The organism is Mucilaginibacter sp. P25, from assembly GCF_050859465.1.
Taxonomy (GTDB): Bacteria; Bacteroidota; Bacteroidia; order Sphingobacteriales; family Sphingobacteriaceae; genus Mucilaginibacter; species Mucilaginibacter gossypii.
On record NZ_CP193937.1, the window covers coordinates 5,105,512 to 5,122,872 of the forward strand.

Below are 17,361 nucleotides of genomic sequence, written 5' to 3' on the forward strand. Positions count from 1 at the left end.
TAAAAGTATTACCTGAAATACTTCTGTATCGCCTCCAGCATCTCCCCCGTGATCTTCCCATTGGTAGCCAATAATTCACGGGTATCCAGCACTTCCGAGCCGCCTTTAAAGTTCACTACTTCGCCCCCGGCTTGTTTTACAATTACAATACCGGCGGCAACATCCCAGGCATTAAGGTTATACTCGTAAAAAGCATCAAAACGACCACAAGCGGTGTAAGCCAAGTCAACGGCTGCAGAACCTAAACGACGCAAGCCATGACTGCTGCGCATCAGTTCGGTAAATAATTCGATATAGGCTGCCTGCTTGGTAAAATCGTAATATGGGAACCCTGTTGCCAGTAAGCTGGTACCGACTGTGCTGTTATTGCTTACGCTGATCTCTTTACCGTTCAGGTATGCGGGAGCATCTTTCCAGGCGTAAAAGCATCTCGTCAAGGTTTATTTCATATATCACACCGGCTATCAGTTCATCGTATTCTTTCAAAGCAATACTTACTGAAAAAGCGGGTAAACCATGAATAAAATTGGTAGTACCATCCAGCGGATCGATGATCCAGTTGTAGCGTTCGCCTATTTTAGTGGTTGTTTTTTCTTCGGTAATGAAACCGGCTTCAGGCAAAATTTTGCTCAGGCCCTTTACAATAGCTTCTTCGGCGGTTTTATCAACGTAGGAAACCATATCGTTAAGGCCTTTATATTCTATCCTATCCGGGTCAAATGCTTTACGCTCCTGCCTGATGAAGTCACCTGCCTGTTTTGAAACTTCAATTACCTGGTGTATGATGTTCGCTGTTTGCATGGTTACGTTTTAATGATAGGCTAAATGAAAAAACTTTATGGATAAAAAAGCTCGCGAAGAACAAGCTCAGCGCTGCTGAAATCCGCGCTACTGTTGGGTTAAAGCTGCAAGCCTGGATGAGTATTTTTACAACCGATAGATTGGCAAAGAAACCGATGATAGCTACTGTCACAAAACGGAAAAACTGCTTGCGCGGTGCCGATTTTGATTCGTTGAATACCATATAGCGGGTGATTAAAAAATTAACCAATACCCCCATAAAAAATGATAATGCCAACGAAACCGTATAGTTACGAACTGTAAGCCCGAAAATATGATAAGTATGTTGAGTGAGCAGGTTATGGTAAAAAAGATAAAATGCTGAAACATCTACCAAAAAACCAGCCCCGGCCGAAAGTACAAATCTGAATACCTGGTTATTAATTAATTTGCCTTTTGATTTGTTATCAGCCATTTGTTGTGCCCGGTGCTTTCTTTTCTTTGTTTAATCCTGTTACAATAAGTGTAATACCACCTAAAATCATAATCACCGAAATCATCTCGGCCTGGGTGAATGAAACACCTGCAACAACATATTTGGTATTAACCCTGATGAGTTCGATAATGAAACGCTCAACGCCGGCTAATATCATATATACACCAAACAAAACGCCGGGAGCTTTAAAATTGTGCCTTATTTTCCATAAAACAAAGAACAGTAATAAACAAATTACAGACTCATAAAACGAGGTTGGATAAACCGGGTACGGTAACTCATGGCAAAATTTCCCTACGCAGTCAACCATCTGCACACCTTCGTCATTTACGTTGTGCGGAAACTTAAAGCTCCACATCCAATTGGGAGCCCAGCTTAACCAGTGTGGTTTAGGTGCCAGGTTAACTATACCCCAATCGCCGTCGCCGCTCATTTGGCAGCCAATGCGGCCCAACGCGTAAGCCAACATCACACCAGGGCCACCAATATCAAGCATATTCAAAGGTTTAATACCATTTTTGTTAGCAACATACAATACAGCTGCACCACCACAGATCAAACCACCATAAAATGTTAACCCGCTAAAACCTATAAGCATGCCAACCGGGTCTTTCATAAAGTCGCCCCAGTTTTCTAATGCGTTGAACAGCTTAGCGCCCGCAAAGCCAAACACTGCTGCCCACAATAATATACTGCCCATCAATTCATTGGGGTGCACATCAACATCTTTAGTTATCGCCTTGTCGAGCTTTTGTTTTTGTGCTTCATACCAAGCCCAGTAAGCAAACGCTGCTGCACCGAGTATACCGCCTATCCAGTTGCCTCTTAAGGATATCAGAAAATCCTGCGGACTATCAATGAGAGCCTGGTAATTGAGAATACTGTCCACAATTTTATAGCCTAATATGAAGCCAAAAACACCATTTCCCGCAAGCTCGGCATTTGAAGCCGGCAACCCAATGGTAACCCGTTTTTTAAAAGTATGGATTACGCCCAACGCTTCTTTACGTTTAAACTCCTGGCCAAATGCCCAGTAAGCGCCAACAAAAGCTATCGCCACAAAAAAGCCGAAGGTTTGTATAGGCAAAGGAAGATTAAAACCAAAAAGGTATTTCAGTAACGATGTAAGCGTTGGAAACATAGGTTATATTTTAAGGCGAATATAGAATTTAATGCACAAATATTTCTTCGCCTTCTGTTATTTCAACATCACCATCAGGTGAAATATTTGTTAGATTTACCGTTTTCAATTCGTTAACCAGTACAGGATCATACTTGGTACGTACTTTCACATAGTTACGGGTAAAACCGTGCATAAAGCTATCTTTGATATCACCCTCAAACAAAACTTCCTGGTTTTTACCGAGTTGGCTTTCATAAAAAGCACGGCGCTTTTTATCCGACAGGATATGTAGCATTTTACTCCTCTCGCCACGTGCCGAGCCGGGTACCGCGCCCGTCATCTGAGCGGCCAAAGTATTTTCCCTTTCCGAATAAGTAAATACGTGCAGGTACGATATATTAAGTTCGTTGAGGAAGTTATAGGTATCGATAAAATCCTCCCTTGTTTCGCCGGGGAAACCAACAATAACATCCACGCCAATGCAGCAATCGGGCATCAGCTCTTTTATTTTGGCAACACGGTTAACATAGAGGTCGCGCTTGTACCGGCGGCGCATCAACCCCAAAATCTTATCCGAACCTGATTGCAGCGGGATATGAAAATGCGGTACGAAACGTTTTGAAGCAGCCACAAAAGCGATGATCTCGTCGGTAAGCAGGTTAGGTTCTATAGATGAGATCCTGAAACGGTCGATACCTTCTACCTCATCAAGGGCCTTAACCAAATCAAAAAACTTGTCTTCGCGTTTACCGTTCCGGATCCCGAAATCGCCAAGGTTTACACCGGTAAGCACAATTTCTTTTACGCCCGACTCAGCTATTTGCTTTGCCTGCGCTACAACATTTTCAATGGTATCACTCCTGCTTGCGCCGCGGGCCAGTGGAATGGTACAAAACGTACAGGAGTAATCGCAGCCATCCTGCACTTTCAGAAAAGTGCGGGTACGGTCGCCAAAAGAATATGCGGGTACAAACTCATTAGCTTCAGACACGGGCTGATTAAGCACCAATGCCTTGGGTCTTTTAGTTAGGTCGGTAATGTGGTCAACAATCTGAAATTTTTCGGCAGCGCCAAGTACCATATCTACGCCGGGGATTTCGGCAATTTCCTGCGGTTTTAGCTGCGCGTAGCATCCTACTATGGTTACGTAGGCATTAGGTGAAATTTTAAGCGCCTCTTTAACAATCTTCTTACACTTTTTATCGGCATTGTCAGTTACCGAGCAGGTATTGATCACAAAAACATCCGGTGTTTCGGTAAAATTTACCGTATCATAACCGGCCTGGTTAAATAGCCGACCAATGGATGAGGTCTCTGAATAATTCAGCTTGCAGCCTAAAGTGTAAAAAGCGACTTTCTTGTTCATTTTAATCGGCAAAGATAATGTTTTTTAAAGAAATGCCTATTTCAGCAATTTCACTTCAAGGTAAAAAGTAATTGTAAAATTATGGGTGTCCCAAAATCGCCATTCCCCAAATAAAATTGGTTTGGCTTTCGCCGCGTTTTTAAAATGTTCCATTTTTTGAGAGTGAAACGCAAAACATGATTTTTATAAAACATATTGATAATCAAAGCTTTAATATTTTACCTGAAACACCAATAAATATTTGATTATCAACTACTAAAACTTTAAGGAATATAATCTCATCGCTTAAGAACGTACTTCTATTTTCGGCCTTTTTTAGCGTTTTTTTGAGTTTTTTGAACCTGCATAGCGTCTTGCCAATACCCACTAACAAAACAGTGCCACCATCGTTGCTTTAGTTTTTCTATAAACAAGAGCCTCTTTATAAGCTCGGTATTTTCATAATCCTGGTAATTTGCCTATTTTCAGTGCGGATAAACGTAAACCCTAAACCACCCATACCATGATCATATACGGCATCAAAGCGAAACTATTAAAAGCTGAAATAACAAGCGACACCTGCCCAAACTGCAATACCGGCAACAGTATACAAATGAATGTATTTCAACGCTGGGCACATATTTTCTGGATCCCGTTTTTCCCGATAGGTAAAACAGGCGTATCCCAATGCCTAAATTGCAGGCAGGTTTTGAAGCTTAAGGAAATGTCCGCCTCGCTTAAATTAAGCTATGATAATATAAAATCTCAAACTACAATACCTGTGTGGACATTTGCAGGCTGTTTCCTTATCGTTATCGGTTCGATATTTTTTTATATCAGCGAAAAGCAGAAAGCAAAAAAGTAAACCAATGGGTTTTATCGCCACAAAAGAACGATATATTTCATATCAAACTTAAAAACGAACACTATACCCTTTACAGGGTAAATAAGGTTTCCGGCGATTCTGTTTACCTGGCCTTAAACAAATATGAATCGGACCGTGAAGAGGGCCTTGATGATATCGCGGCAAAGGGTGATACCGCCTATGATAACGCCCAGCAAGGTATTGCCAAACCATTTCTTGTAGAGATGGCGAGAGAAGGATCTATCCTAGATATTGAGCAGAAGTAAAATAGTATCTTTTGGGACACTATCAAAAAATATTTATTGCCGTTGGTTTTAACCGACGGTAAAAAAGCTAAGAAGTCTTGGCTTTAGCCCAATTGTATTAGCGGATTTGGGCTGAAGCCCTCTTATCGCTACTCATTATCCCGTTGGTTAAAACCAACGGCAATGAAGCATTATCTATCTGTAAACGATATTCGTCAATTTTAAACGATGTCTAAATACGATTGATAAAAAACCTAACTACACATTCCCCCAGCCCAAAGCCAAAACATCGGCAATGTGCAGGGTTTGAATAGGTAAATTATTTTTATCAATATACCCCTGCATATGCATTAAGCATGAAGTATCTGTTGAGATAATGTACTCGGCACCGGCATCAAGGGCGTTATTTACTTTTTGCTGCGCCATGGCGGTTGAAATGCCATCAAACTTAACGGCAAATGTACCGCCGAAACCGCAGCAGGTCTCGCCATCCTTGAGGTCTAACAATTCGAGGCCGAGTACTTTAGAGAGCAGTTGGCGCGGCTCATCCTTTATTTTGCACTCGCGCAGACCGGCACAGCTATCATGATAAACGGCCTTGCCATCAAGTTCGGCGCCGAAATAATCAAACTCCAGGATATTCACCAAAAAGTCTGATAGCTCGTAGATATTCCCTTGAACAGCCCTGCATTTATTGTGAACAGCCGTATTGGTAAACAGATCGTTATAGTAATTCTTCACCATTCCGGTGCATGAGGCCGAAGGCGAAACAATAACACTGTCTTCCGAAAAATCGCTTAAAAACTTGCTTCCCACCTCTTTGGCATCATCCCAAAAACCAGCATTAAAAGCCGGCTGACCGCAGCAGGTTTGTGCCGGGTTATAACTAACCTTGCAGCCTGCTTTCTCCAACAATTTTACAGTATTAAAAGCAGTTGCCGGAAACAACTGATCTATGAAACACGGTATAAACAATTCAACCTTCATCGGCACAAATTAGTTAACGGGCGCTAAAATCCAAATTTTTATTGACGTTTCGTTCAGCCCTCAGCAAAGAAAACAACAAAACTAAGCCAACAATGAAAAATACACCCAATACCAAAACCGAATTTCGCGGACTACCGGTTATTTCTTCAAAAAAACCAAAGCTAAATACCCCGCCTACTATGGCCAGTTTTTCGGTAACATCATAAAAACTGAAGAAAGATGCCGTATCGGGGATATTTTCGGGCAGATATTTTGAATACGTTGAGCGCGACATGGACTGGATACCGCCCATCACCAAACCAACCACCACTGCTATGATGTAAAACTGTGTTTGTGTATAGGTAAAGTAAGCAGCTATACAAACCGCGATCCACAGGATCACCACACTAATTAAAACCCTTACGTTACCGTATTTACCCGACAGGCGCGACATAAGCGTAGCACCCAAAATAGCAACCAATTGAATAATTAAAATGATAGTGATGAGCTGCGGAGTTTCCATTTTAAGCTCTTTGGCAGCAAAACCGGTTGCCACCAGCATAATGGTTTGTACCCCCATGGAATAGAAAAAGAACGAGGGCAAAAACCTTTTTAGCAGTGGCATCCCCTTAACCTTTTTCCAAACATGGCCCAGCTCAATAAAACCACCTTTTATGATATTATGGCTATGACTTACTGCGTTGGGGCTGCCCTTAGGTAATACACTAAACGGGATCATGGCAAAGCCTATCCACCATAAACCTACCAGCAAAAATGATAAGCGCGGAGCAAAGGTTTTATCGACTATGCCAAACCATTCGCCCTTTAATACAAACAAAAAGCAGATAAGCTGCAACAACACACTGCCGATATAACCATAAGTAAAACCTTTGGCGCTCACCTTATCCTGCATATCAACTGTGGCAATTTCGGGCAGGTATGAGTTATAAAACACAAAACCGCCGCTATAACCGATAGCCGCCAGCGCAAAGCAAATGATACCCATCTCCAGGTGGTCTTTATCAAAGTTGAACAAAGCGCAACAAGCCGCCGAACCCAGCAGCGTAAAAAACAGCATGAAGATCTTTTTATTGCCTTTATAATCGGCAATGGACGATAATATGGGTAGCAGCAACACCATTACCAGGTAGGCGGCAGATAAGGCATAATCGGAAAGTGCAGTATTTACAAAGCTTTTCCCGAAAAAGTTAACCCTATCGCCATTGGCATGATTGGTAGTTATAGCTACATAGTATGCAGGAAAAATTGTTGAAGTGATGACAAGGTTATACGCCGAGTTGGCCCAATCAAAGAAAGCCCAGGCGCGTATGGTTTTTTTGTTGTTTTTATTTTCCATTTGCTCACTAAATGTATGCAAATTTTAGAAACTGCAAAAAACACCAATTAAATACAACACCTATCTTTCGCCAAGCATCTTTTTAATAGCCGCGGGTAAATCTGTTTTGTTATCGGCAACCAGCATAGCCCCTGCCCTTTCAGGTATCGATTTTTGCTTGTTGCCGGATACTTCGGCAGTTGGCCCATTTATACCACCGAAATACTTACCCATATCCCAGTTTATTTTAAAATCAATTTTCCTCGTATTATTAGTACCTTCTACCGAACAGGTTAAAACGTCATAGGCCGATCCTTTTTTGTTGGCAAGGCTTTGCCCTGCTACCTGTAAGTTACGATCATTTACCCGCAAGTTTCTTACAATCAAATACTCTTCATCCACGTTATTTACAACGTATTCATCGCGTGGGTCAATAGACGAATATTGAGGATCAAATTCATTATTTTTAGTGTAATATGCCCAAAGACAGGCATCCTTTAAACCTGACTGCAGTTCCTGCGAATTAGGGAATAGTTTATAAGCGTCCCAAGCGGAGGCAAAAGCATTTTCATAGTCCTGTTTACTGATATAAGCTGCGATTAAGCGCGAATAGCTGTACTCTGCGGTATGGTTAACATTTCTGGTATTTAATTCAACTGCTTTTTTTAAATACCAGATGGCTGAATCGGGCTTATGATCATTTAAATAGATAACTCCCAAAAAATGATACGAGCCGTGAAACGCAGGGTATTTTGCTACCGCAGCCAGGAAATTCAGTTTGGCGGCCGGCATATCTGTATTGATTTGTTTCAGGCCGTTTAAAAATTCTCCGGACGGGGGCCTGACAAAATGCCTTTATTGTACTTAAAACAAAAAATACAGCAATAATGAAATTTCTGCTATTCATGATGGGCTTAGATTTGTTGCTGCTAATATCAGTAAATAAGTTAAAAGACTTTACCTCAAAAAATAAAAAAGGTCGTTATCTTACCCATGGGCAGCTAACGGCCGATTTAATGCCCGCGCGGTGCATAAACAATGATACAAGCACCTGTCAATGCAATCAAAGCGCCGATAATATCATAACGGTCGGGCTTAAATCCATCCACCTTCCAGGCCCAGATCAATGCCAGTACAATAAAAATACCGCCATAAGCCGCATACACCCTGCCGAAATTGGCGGTTTGCCACGTTGCTACGATACCATAAAGCGCCAGGATCACCCCGCCCGCTATACCAAACCAAAGCGGTTTACCTTCTTTTAACCAAAGCCAAACCAAATAGCCGCCGCCTATCTCAAATAAACCGGCCAGCAAAAAAAGGGCAAATGAACGAATAATTGCCATTATTAAAATTTGAAAGGAACCACTTCGCTAAAGATATAAAAACGCAAACATTGGCCCGGGACAATCATAAAAAAGGCCTCCCTTTCGGGAAGCCTTGATTATTTTTTATAAAACGGGCTTAGCTCCTGTCATAAAACGCGGGTGGTTCAATACCCAAAGTGCGAAGGTAAACATAGCCCTGGCCGCGGTGATGGATCTCGTTATCAATAACGTACTGTAAAATATAATTGACCAATCCTTCATATTGGCCAAATGCCAGTACTGTTTCCTGGAAACGCTCGGGCGTAATCTGCGGCCAATAGGTTTCAATCTCTTCAGTGGCCTCATCCCAAAGTTGCAGCAGTTCTGCCTTTGTAGTTGCTGCTATTTTACCTGTATGGTGATCCAAACCTGCAATTGGTGTCCAGTTATCTGTTACAACGCCTCTTACACAAGGCCCGCCCATACTAATAAACTCTTTAACCATATCGGCAAAGGGGCGCATACCACCTATCGAATAATTAAATAAGGCATCCTCCGGAAAAGCGTCTATAACCCTGCGGGTTACCCGGCGCTGGCCAAGCCAGCTTTGTAAAAGTTGATCGGGTGTATAAACAGATGCTGCTGCGGTTTCTGTTGATTGCTGATTTGTGTTAGTTTCCATTGCTTTGATGTTTTGTTTTTGATTACAATACAAAGTAACCAAACCATGGTGACAGCCCTATGTCAGCAGGAAAAAGAAAAACTAACTAATTTGTGTTTTGGATAAACTCTACCACCTGTTGCTGCTCATTATTCGATAAAGTGCCTTCCGAATAATGCCATTTAGAAGTAACATCACCCTCAAAGCGGATCTGTCCTAAATATTCCGGATTTTTGTTATCATCCAGCAGCGGCTTGCTTTCACCAATTTCGGGAGCTATCTCCTGAATTTCAAAAAGCGTAGCTTCCCCATCGGCCCCACCTTTATAAAGTTTGTACAAGCCGGTGGCATTTAATTCATGATTTGTTGATTGATGCAGTACCGGCTCAATAATGATATTTCTTTGTGTGCCGTTATCGCCGGTAACGTTGTGGTTAACTGTGTGGATCATGGCTTATGATTTTATTTATTGATAGTACAAGCCTGCCGCCAAATTGTTTAAGCCTCCACTTCAACCCGCTGTTTGCTAAGTTTATTTTCTTTAAACATCAGCACGATGAGCATAATAAGCCCCAACACAAAAAAGCCGTCAAGGGCAAGTGTCGAGTCGCGCATCTCATTAGTCACAGCTTCCACAAAGCCAAAACAAAACAGGCCTACCACAATCGACAGCTTTTCGGTAACGTCATAAAAACTGAAATATGAAGCCGTATCCGGGATGTTTTCGGGCAAATATTTGGAATAGGTTGAGCGCGACAAGGATTGTACCCCTCCCATTACAATGCCAATGATCACCGCGGCAACATAAAACTGGGTAGAATTGGTGATAAAGTAAGCATACAAACAAATGGCCGACCAGATAGCCACCAAACCTACCAGCGTGCGTACATTACCGAATTTCTCCGACGATTTGGAGGCGATCAATGCACCGGGCACGGCAACCACCTGGATGATGAGCACAATAGAGATCAGGGCAGCATCGGGCATGTGCAATTCTTTGGCAGCAAAGTTAGCCGCAGCCAGCATAATGGTTTGTACACCAACCGAGTAAAGGAAAAACGACACCAGGAAGCGTTTGAGCAGCGGCATTTTGCGCACTTTGCCAAAAACCTTTGCCAGTTCTTTAAAGCCGCCGGTAAGCACGTTATAACTATGCTTGCCCGCATTGGGCTGCCCTTTCGGCAACATGCGGAACGGGATAATGGAAAAACCTATCCACCATACAAAAACCATCAGGAACGAGATCCGGGCAGGCAGCCAGTCGTCGGTAATGCCAAACCAATTAGGTTCAAGCACTACGATAAAGCATAATACCTGCACTACAATACTGCCTACATAACCATAAATAAACCCTTTGGCGCTCACAGCATCCTGCTTATCGGGCGTGGCTATTTGAGGGAGATAAGAATTATAAAACACAAAACCACCGCAATAACCTATAGAAGCAAGACCAAAGCAAAGCATCGGGATTTCCAACCCTGTGCCGGGCTTAAAGAAAAACAAACCCGCACAGGCCAGGCTACCCAACCAGGTAAACAATTGCAGGTATGATTTTTTATTGCCCCGGTAATCGGCTATGGAAGTAAGGATTGGCAAAATAGCCGCAACTATAAGGTAAGATAAACCGAGAATATAGTTTGATAAAACCGTATTAACATACCTGTGCCCCAAAAAAGTTACCATCTGGGTATTCTTCGAGTTAAACTTGGTAACCTCTACAAAATACGCCGGGAAAATAGTAGAGGTGATAACGATATTATATGACTGATTGGCCCAGTCAAACATGCACCAGGCCCAAATGGTTTTCTTGTTATTTTTTGCTTCCATTACGGGCTTAAAAGTAGGGAAATTTAGAGGAAGCCCGATTTACTGAAGAAAAATAAATTGCTTTATATCATCAACGACTGGAATTTATTTTAGGATGGTTCATATCATACTTTAGCCTGTAGTATATTAAAACAAAAATTACTATAAGCGTGAGGATTATAACGAAAACGCTCATGTTAAACTGTTTCTTTTTTTCAGGGGTATCTACCGATATTTTGTATTCCCATTCGATGCCATATTTATCCTTTAACCGGTTTGCAATATATTCAGTAAGCTTATAACATCCTGTTTTACGAAGGTCATTTACTTGTTCAAACGCCCGAAAACTGCAAAGCAAACAGATTTCTTCTGCATTTTTAACATAGATTTCAGAACAGGTGTTAATTCCCCTGGGCGAACCTTGATCAATTGTTATAAAAACCAGACTATCTGAACGAATATCAACTATATTGGTCTTTAGATGATCATTATGGATGATTGCTTTTGAATTTAAATGGATCGTTTTTTCGAAGGATAACATTGGGTTTTCATAAGAAACAATCAAGATATCATCATTTTCTTCCCTCAAAAACAAACCTGGAGCAAACTGCATTATCATCATGTAACGAAAGTAAAAAACATAATGTAGCTTTATTTTGATTTGTTGTAATTTTGATGAATCAAATAAGAAACGGCCAAATGTTCACCTATCTCCATTTTACAAACCAATTCGGCTCCTATCTTTATGATGATAATTTCCAGGCATTTTTAGCGGATACATTTACTGATCTTAGCTCATACAATATTTTAAAAAGTGATTACATGCGATCTGAAATATTGGGTATCGATTTGGGGTTCACCAATGAGGATGCTGTTATTGACGAAGATGAACTGATCGTTTTAGAACCCGGCCGGCCAATATTCTCCCATCTGAATATTTACCCTAACCCGGATCTGCAATATGCGCCCCCATTTGAGATTTCATTTGACGATACCCGTGAAGAGGTCTTCAAAAAGCAGGTGAGCCAACACAAACCAAACACGGAGATTCGCCGATACTGGATAAACCCTTCCTGGTAGACCATTACAAAATAGATAACCTTGTTTTAAGTATCGATTACGATCCGGCTGATGAGCATATTAATTTTATACAGATCAGGGACAATAACATTGTTGCGCATTTGAAATTGTAAGTCAACACTTTTTATTCATATATACCGCCTTGAAACCTTATCCTTTCTTCAACATCAAAACCCGTCCCCAGCACATATTCGCGATTGTGGCATTGTTATCAATTATACTTTCATTTTTTACGACTGCCGCAACAATAGATATCAATCTTCATGATACTTATTTCGTAGTATCAGCGGTTCATTTATGCCGCTTAATAGGCCTAATATTTTTTATCTTATGGGTTATTTATATAATAACCGAACCGATATTGCCTGTAGTTTGGTTAAAATGGGGACACGTGCTGGTTACATTGATTGCGTTAATTATAATTTCTTATTTTTCCGCACAGCTATCCATCCGCGGTCCGCATAAATACTATACCGATGGCCAGATCCGGGAAGCAGTCAACATTAACACTATAATTACTATTGCAACAACCGTATTGCTGACTGCGCAATTGCTTTTTGTAGCTAACCTTATGACGGGTATTGTCAAAAAGGCTTTCCTATCAAGTCATCGATATAAAAACCGGAAGATATAAACAGCATACATCTCCCGGTTATACGTATTGCCACCATTAATCAAATATTTCGGGCAGATGCTTGTAGTTACCTTTTACGGTAGCCAAAACCTCATCAAATTTACCGCCAAGCATCATTTTGGTCATGGAGACGGCCATTCCTTTAACCATTTTAAGTTCGATATGCGGCGGCATGGCAAGGGCAGTTCCGTCGGTATAAACATTTACTAAAACTGGTCCTGTGTGTGCAAAAGCTTCGGCTATGCCCTGCTCAAGGTCCTGCGGGTCGTTTATGGTGATCCCCTTTATGCCCATTGACTCCGCGACCATGGTAAAATCAGGATTGTGCATGTCCACTTCAAAATCGGGCAGGCCCATTACTTCCATTTCCAGCTTTACCATGCCAAGGCTCCTGTTATTAAATACAATGATCTTTATAGGCAGATCATATTGTTTAATAGTGGCTAAATCGCCTAACAACATGGAAATGCCGCCATCACCACACATGGCCACAACCTGCCTGTCGGGACAGGCCAGCGCCGCGCCGATAGCATGCGGCATAGCATTAGCCATAGATCCATGAACAAACGACCCGATCATCGAACGCCTCCCATTAGCGCTGATATGCCTGGCACTCCAAACATTACACATCCCGGTATCGCAGGTAAAAATGGCATCAACAGAAGCATATTCGTCTACAATAGCGGCTAAAGCTTCGGGATGAATAGCATCATGTTCACCAAAATCCTTAATATAGGCTTGCTGTTGCTCTTTTACTTTAGCATGTACATGCAATTGCGCATCTAAAAAGCTGTTGTCGGTTTTTTCTTTAATTAAAGGGATCAATGCTTTAATTGTAGATTTTATATCACCATAAAGCCCCATCGTTAATTTTGCCCGGCGACCAAGATTTTCAGGCTTGATGTCAATCTGCACTATCTTTTTGTCCTGGGGATAAAAGGGTGTGTAAGGAAAATCGGTGCCAAGCAGGATAACCAGATCACTTTCGTGCATACTATGATAGGCAGCAGGCAAGCCAAGCAGGCCGGTCATGCCTACCTCGTAGGGGTTATCATGCTCCAAAAACATTTTACCACGGAACGAATAACCAACCGGCGCTTTGATCAGTGCCGCCAGTTCAACCACTTCATCATGAGCACCGGCACAGCCTATCCCGCCAAAAATGCAAACTTTGGGGTATCGGTTAATCAGGTCGGCCAGCTGCACCAATTCTTCCCATACCGGGGTAATGTTGGCTTTGCAAAAAAGTTATTTACCGACGAATCGATTTCAACAGCATCCTCCCCTGCCACATCGCCCGGTAAACCCAATACGCCAACCCCTTTGCGCTGAATAGCGGTTTGGATAGCCGCCTGTGCCATACGGGGTACTTGCTTGTTGTTGGCAGCCACCTGGTTATAGTAACTGCAGTCATCAAAAAGCTTGATAACATTGGTTTCCTGGAAGTAGTTACCAAACTCTTTAGTAGCACAGGTAGATGCTATGGCTAAAACAGGTGCTCCTGACCGGTGAGCATCATAAAGGCCATTCACCAGGTGCACATGCCCGGGACCACTGCTTCCTGCACAACAGGCAAGCCCGCTCAGTTGCGCATCGGCCGAAGCTGCAAAAGCGCCTGCTTCTTCATTGCGTACGTGGATCCATTTTAATTCGGGCGTTCTGCGTACGGCATCATTAAGTTCGTTTAAACTATCGCCGGTAATGGCGTAAATACGTTTGATGCCGGCCTGTATCAGCATTTCTACAAGTTGCTCGGCTACTTTTTTTGACATGTTTGGGTTGTTTAGCGTTAGTGATGTGGTAATTTACTATCCATAACACCAAACACGTGCCATTTGTTAAGCAATTAACAGTCAAATATTTGTAATTAACATATTTTTTTAAGCTTTTTGATATACCGTGATTTCACGATAATGAATGATATATCGCAATCTAACCGGATTCGCAACGGATGTTTTTTTCATGATCATAGTTTTGAAACAGAATGACTGATACCTAATGAAAAGGTGCGCGGAGGGGCCGCCGTATAAGTATCCCCATAGCTATTTCCAGTAACAGTAGTTGCATATAGCTTATTGGTCAGGTTCATTACATTAAACCAAACTTCCAGCCCCTTCGCGCTGCCGCTGCTGATGCGATAGGCAGTGCGTAAATTAAAAAGATCATAACCACTGTAGGTTTTGGTATTAGCTGCATTTGTAAAATATTTACCCAAATGTTGCCATTCAACACCGGTTCTGAAGCCAGCGATAAAAGCGGGCTTCCAGGTAATCTCCGAATTAGCAATCCATTTTGGCGCATTGGTCATTTGATGACCGTCATAGCCGATGGATTTTCCGGCACTAATTTCACTATATTTATTAAAGGTATGGGACGCAAACGTTCCACCGATGCGAAAGGCAAGGCTTTTTACGGAGCCAACCAGGAGGTTATACTCTAAGCCTTTGTGGGTAGTAGCAGCAGCGTTGGCATATTGTGTAGTATTGTCTGCCTGGAGCAAGCTGATGATCTCATCTTTCCCTTGCAAGTAATAAGCAGTTAGCTCAAACCTGATCTTTTGAGAGAATAATGATGTCCAGCCGCCCAGTTCATAATTGTTATAAGTGGCCTGTTTAAGCGGTGTTAATTGCCTGGAATTGTAAAGGGTATTAGTTTCAGGCGGCTGAAAGCCCATACTGAAATTGGCATAAACGCCGCGCCCCTTCTGCAGGTCATAAGTTACGCCAAGCTTGGGCGCCAACACATCATATCGATTATGCTCCTGTTGTTTGTACTTGGTTTTTAAAGGAGGAAGCTGGTTGTCAAAATTGTAAACGAGCAGGTCATAACGCAGTCCGGCAGTAATTTTTATCCGCTTAACCGGCTCTGCCATATACTGTACATAGGATGCGGCATTAAACAGGTGAATCTTATAATTATCAATCAGCGAATCAGTGTTGATATAACCGGTATAATATTGAGCAGCAATATCTTTTTTAATATTCAGGAAGTTAGCATAAAACGAACTTGGGCTATTATCCAGGTAAATGCCTGCGATCAATTGTGAGTGCATAAAATTTAACTTTACCGTATGCTGGGCAAGCAAGCCAAAGCTGTAAAAACTCAGCTCATTTATTTGACCTGTTGACTTTAAGTATTGGCCCTTATTGTTGCGGACATCAGAAATGTAATAGCTGGGTAATTGCCCGGTGGAATTGTTTCTGTAAAAAAGCGTTAGAAAGGTGTGATTATCATCATTCCAATTATGATCAAGACGACTGCTGGCCCGGAATGCGTTCACCCTGCGGTAGGCAAAACGCTGATTACTACTGTAAGATCGGTTATAGAAACGTGCACTGTCAAGGTTTCCGGGTGTTTGTGTGTTAAGATAATTATAGGTACCGTATACTGTTAGCTTACTGTCGGCCCCCAGCGGATAGCTAACTTTAGCAGAAAGCGAATACTTATCAAAATCAGTATAATCCTGCCAGCCTTTTTCCTGGTGTGTGGCATATCCTGCCATATAAAACCCAACCTTTCCTGCCGTGAGCCCTCCCTGAATACCAGCCCGCAGGTAATGGTATTTATCTCCCTGTACATTGATTTGCCCTGCCGGGGTTACGGACTCTTTTGCCGTATTGAAGTTAACAGCCGCACCTATTGAGTTACTGCCATATAAAGACGAAGCTGGCCCCTTAATCACCTCAATATCCCGGATACCATCGGTATTGATCTCGTACAAAGCGTTATGATTGAATATGCCCGTCGGTCGGATCGGGATACCATCTTCCATGTAAAGATAAAGCGCGTTGTAAGTAATCGGTTGGCGGATAGCCATGGTATGCTGCTCATTACCGAGGTTCACCATATATACCCCCGCAACTTTATTCAACAATTGATAAGGAGCGGTTGCATGCGCTTCGCGGATGGTATTTGAACTTATCTTGCTGATTGCAGCCGGTATATCCTTGCGGGGCTGCTCCTGGCGGCCCGCAGTTACCACCACTTCCTCCAGGCCGGCAATCACCGGTTTTAGTTGAACTGTGAGCGAGCTATCGCACCTGATACAGCAAGTACCATAACCGGTACAGCTAACCATTAGGGAATCAGTTTTATTTTTATGCGCCAATATAAATTTGCCTGATAAATCAGTTGAGGTACCCAGCTTGCTTCCTTTGACACGGATACTGGCACCGACAACGGGTGCCTGGGTTTGGGCATCGACAACAACACCCCGTATTTTTTGCGCTGATGCCTGTAAAGTAAAGGCAATAGCAAAGCAGAACACGATAAAGTATTTCATTTTTAAACATCTTCTTGTTAAACCAAAATTGAATTTGCTCAGGAGAGCATGTAGCGGTGAACTGAAGATGCAGCGGGCGGCCGAAAGATAGCTCCGAGCGGGCGAAGCAGCAGGGCGAAGCTTACCAGGGAGGTAAAAATGGCCAGCAGTTTGATGTGTACAGTAAATTGATTAACGCCGTGATAATAAGCCTCAAAAATAATTTCTTTAACGGTTCGGTTTTCGTTGCTTTTCTCTTCACTATTAGCCTTTTTAAGCTGTTTGCTCAGGAAACACCTGCCGTTGCAGTGTAGCATGGGCCTTGACTTATTGGCGCAAAGTTTTGCCGCAATATAATCCTGGTTGAGCCGGAACCCCGCATAAAGCCATAGCGAGTTCAGGTTCATAACCAGTACCGAGAATAGGAGTAATATGGCGGTGAAACGGCGAAACATC

Annotated in this window: 21 protein-coding genes; 4 read left to right on the top strand and 17 right to left on the bottom strand. The window is 42.4% G+C overall.

Annotation, left to right across the window (positions count from 1 at the left end; translation table 11 throughout):
* Positions 1-8: 8 nt before the first annotated feature.
* The 5 genes from ACRQ5D_RS25755 to mtaB are packed head-to-tail and all read right to left on the bottom strand — an operon-like array spanning position 9 to position 3,765.
* Positions 9-437, bottom strand: coding sequence for an inositol monophosphatase family protein (locus tag ACRQ5D_RS25755; RefSeq protein ID WP_432327041.1), 429 nt, complete (start codon positions 435-437; stop codon positions 9-11).
* Positions 385-801, bottom strand: a complete 417-nt coding sequence (locus ACRQ5D_RS25760; RefSeq protein ID WP_432327043.1) for an inositol monophosphatase family protein — start codon at positions 799-801, stop codon at positions 385-387. Before ACRQ5D_RS25760 ends, ACRQ5D_RS25755 begins: the two co-directional genes overlap by 53 nt.
* Positions 767-1,255, bottom strand: a complete 489-nt coding sequence (locus ACRQ5D_RS25765; RefSeq protein ID WP_091163709.1) for a GtrA family protein — start codon at positions 1,253-1,255, stop codon at positions 767-769. Before ACRQ5D_RS25765 ends, ACRQ5D_RS25760 begins: the two co-directional genes overlap by 35 nt.
* Positions 1,248-2,417 carry a prolipoprotein diacylglyceryl transferase gene (locus tag ACRQ5D_RS25770; RefSeq protein WP_091163706.1) on the bottom strand — a complete coding sequence of 390 codons (1,170 nt, stop codon included), beginning with the start codon at positions 2,415-2,417 and terminating at the stop codon, positions 1,248-1,250. The genes ACRQ5D_RS25765 and ACRQ5D_RS25770 overlap by 8 nt, the downstream gene beginning before the upstream one ends.
* A 28-nt stretch (positions 2,418-2,445) precedes the next feature.
* Entirely contained in the window at positions 2,446-3,765 is a 1,320-nt protein-coding gene (gene mtaB / locus ACRQ5D_RS25775) for a tRNA (N(6)-L-threonylcarbamoyladenosine(37)-C(2))-methylthiotransferase MtaB (protein WP_091163703.1), read from the bottom strand.
* Between the two features lie 502 nt (positions 3,766-4,267).
* Between mtaB and ACRQ5D_RS25780 the strand changes: the two genes are divergently transcribed.
* Both ACRQ5D_RS25780 and ACRQ5D_RS25785 read left to right on the top strand, forming a co-directional pair.
* Entirely contained in the window at positions 4,268-4,609 is a 342-nt protein-coding gene (locus ACRQ5D_RS25780; RefSeq protein WP_432327046.1) for a hypothetical protein, read from the top strand.
* Positions 4,528-4,875 (top strand): hypothetical protein, encoded by a 348-nt coding sequence (locus ACRQ5D_RS25785; RefSeq protein WP_432327048.1) that lies wholly within the window; start codon positions 4,528-4,530, stop codon positions 4,873-4,875. The genes ACRQ5D_RS25780 and ACRQ5D_RS25785 overlap by 82 nt, the downstream gene beginning before the upstream one ends.
* A gap of 237 nt (positions 4,876-5,112) precedes the next feature.
* Here the strand turns inward: ACRQ5D_RS25785 and ACRQ5D_RS25790 are convergent, their stop codons facing one another.
* From ACRQ5D_RS25790 to ACRQ5D_RS25825, 8 genes are all read right to left on the bottom strand, one after another.
* Positions 5,113-5,841: a (Fe-S)-binding protein gene (locus ACRQ5D_RS25790; protein ID WP_091163699.1), complete on the bottom strand. Its 729-nt coding sequence runs from the start codon at positions 5,839-5,841 to the stop codon at positions 5,113-5,115.
* A gap of 13 nt (positions 5,842-5,854) precedes the next feature.
* Positions 5,855-7,177 carry an MFS transporter gene (locus tag ACRQ5D_RS25795; RefSeq protein WP_091163697.1) on the bottom strand — a complete coding sequence of 441 codons (1,323 nt, stop codon included), beginning with the start codon at positions 7,175-7,177 and terminating at the stop codon, positions 5,855-5,857.
* Positions 7,178-7,237: 60 nt separating this feature from the next.
* Positions 7,238-7,948 carry a tetratricopeptide repeat protein gene (locus tag ACRQ5D_RS25800; RefSeq protein WP_091163695.1) on the bottom strand — a complete coding sequence of 237 codons (711 nt, stop codon included), beginning with the start codon at positions 7,946-7,948 and terminating at the stop codon, positions 7,238-7,240.
* 221 nt (positions 7,949-8,169) lie between these two features.
* Complete coding sequence (locus tag ACRQ5D_RS25805) at positions 8,170-8,502, bottom strand: YnfA family protein (protein ID WP_176844389.1); 333 nt, start codon at positions 8,500-8,502, stop codon at positions 8,170-8,172.
* A 118-nt stretch (positions 8,503-8,620) separates the two neighbouring features.
* Positions 8,621-9,145, bottom strand: coding sequence for a DinB family protein (locus ACRQ5D_RS25810; RefSeq protein ID WP_091163691.1), 525 nt, complete (start codon positions 9,143-9,145; stop codon positions 8,621-8,623).
* 85 nt (positions 9,146-9,230) lie between these two features.
* Positions 9,231-9,575 carry a hypothetical protein gene (locus ACRQ5D_RS25815; RefSeq protein ID WP_091163688.1) on the bottom strand — a complete coding sequence of 115 codons (345 nt, stop codon included), beginning with the start codon at positions 9,573-9,575 and terminating at the stop codon, positions 9,231-9,233.
* A 47-nt stretch (positions 9,576-9,622) separates the two neighbouring features.
* A complete protein-coding gene (locus ACRQ5D_RS25820; protein WP_091163685.1) occupies positions 9,623-10,951 on the bottom strand; it encodes an MFS transporter in 1,329 nt (442 codons plus the stop codon).
* 70 nt (positions 10,952-11,021) lie between these two features.
* Positions 11,022-11,543 (bottom strand): hypothetical protein, encoded by a 522-nt coding sequence (locus ACRQ5D_RS25825; protein ID WP_432327051.1) that lies wholly within the window; start codon positions 11,541-11,543, stop codon positions 11,022-11,024.
* A 62-nt stretch (positions 11,544-11,605) separates the two neighbouring features.
* Here ACRQ5D_RS25825 and ACRQ5D_RS25830 point away from each other — a divergent pair, with 62 nt between their 5' ends.
* Positions 11,606-12,010, top strand: coding sequence for a hypothetical protein (locus ACRQ5D_RS25830; RefSeq protein ID WP_432327053.1), 405 nt, complete (start codon positions 11,606-11,608; stop codon positions 12,008-12,010).
* A 391-nt stretch (positions 12,011-12,401) separates the two neighbouring features.
* A complete protein-coding gene (locus ACRQ5D_RS25835; RefSeq protein WP_432327055.1) occupies positions 12,402-12,644 on the top strand; it encodes a hypothetical protein in 243 nt (80 codons plus the stop codon).
* Positions 12,645-12,680: 36 nt separating this feature from the next.
* Here ACRQ5D_RS25835 and ACRQ5D_RS25840 read toward each other — a convergent pair whose 3' ends face one another.
* From ACRQ5D_RS25840 to ACRQ5D_RS25855, 4 genes are all read right to left on the bottom strand, one after another.
* Positions 12,681-13,850, bottom strand: a complete 1,170-nt coding sequence (locus tag ACRQ5D_RS25840) for a thiamine pyrophosphate-dependent enzyme (protein WP_431200746.1) — start codon at positions 13,848-13,850, stop codon at positions 12,681-12,683.
* Positions 13,832-14,416, bottom strand: coding sequence for a thiamine pyrophosphate-binding protein (locus ACRQ5D_RS25845; RefSeq protein ID WP_432327057.1), 585 nt, complete (start codon positions 14,414-14,416; stop codon positions 13,832-13,834). Before ACRQ5D_RS25845 ends, ACRQ5D_RS25840 begins: the two co-directional genes overlap by 19 nt.
* Positions 14,417-14,610: 194 nt before the next feature.
* On the bottom strand, positions 14,611-16,926 hold the full coding sequence (locus ACRQ5D_RS25850) for a TonB-dependent receptor domain-containing protein (RefSeq protein WP_091163673.1): 2,316 nt from the start codon (positions 16,924-16,926) through the stop codon (positions 14,611-14,613).
* 38 nt (positions 16,927-16,964) lie between these two features.
* Positions 16,965-17,360, bottom strand: coding sequence for a hypothetical protein (locus ACRQ5D_RS25855; protein ID WP_091163670.1), 396 nt, complete (start codon positions 17,358-17,360; stop codon positions 16,965-16,967).
* Position 17,361: the final 1 nt, after the last annotated feature.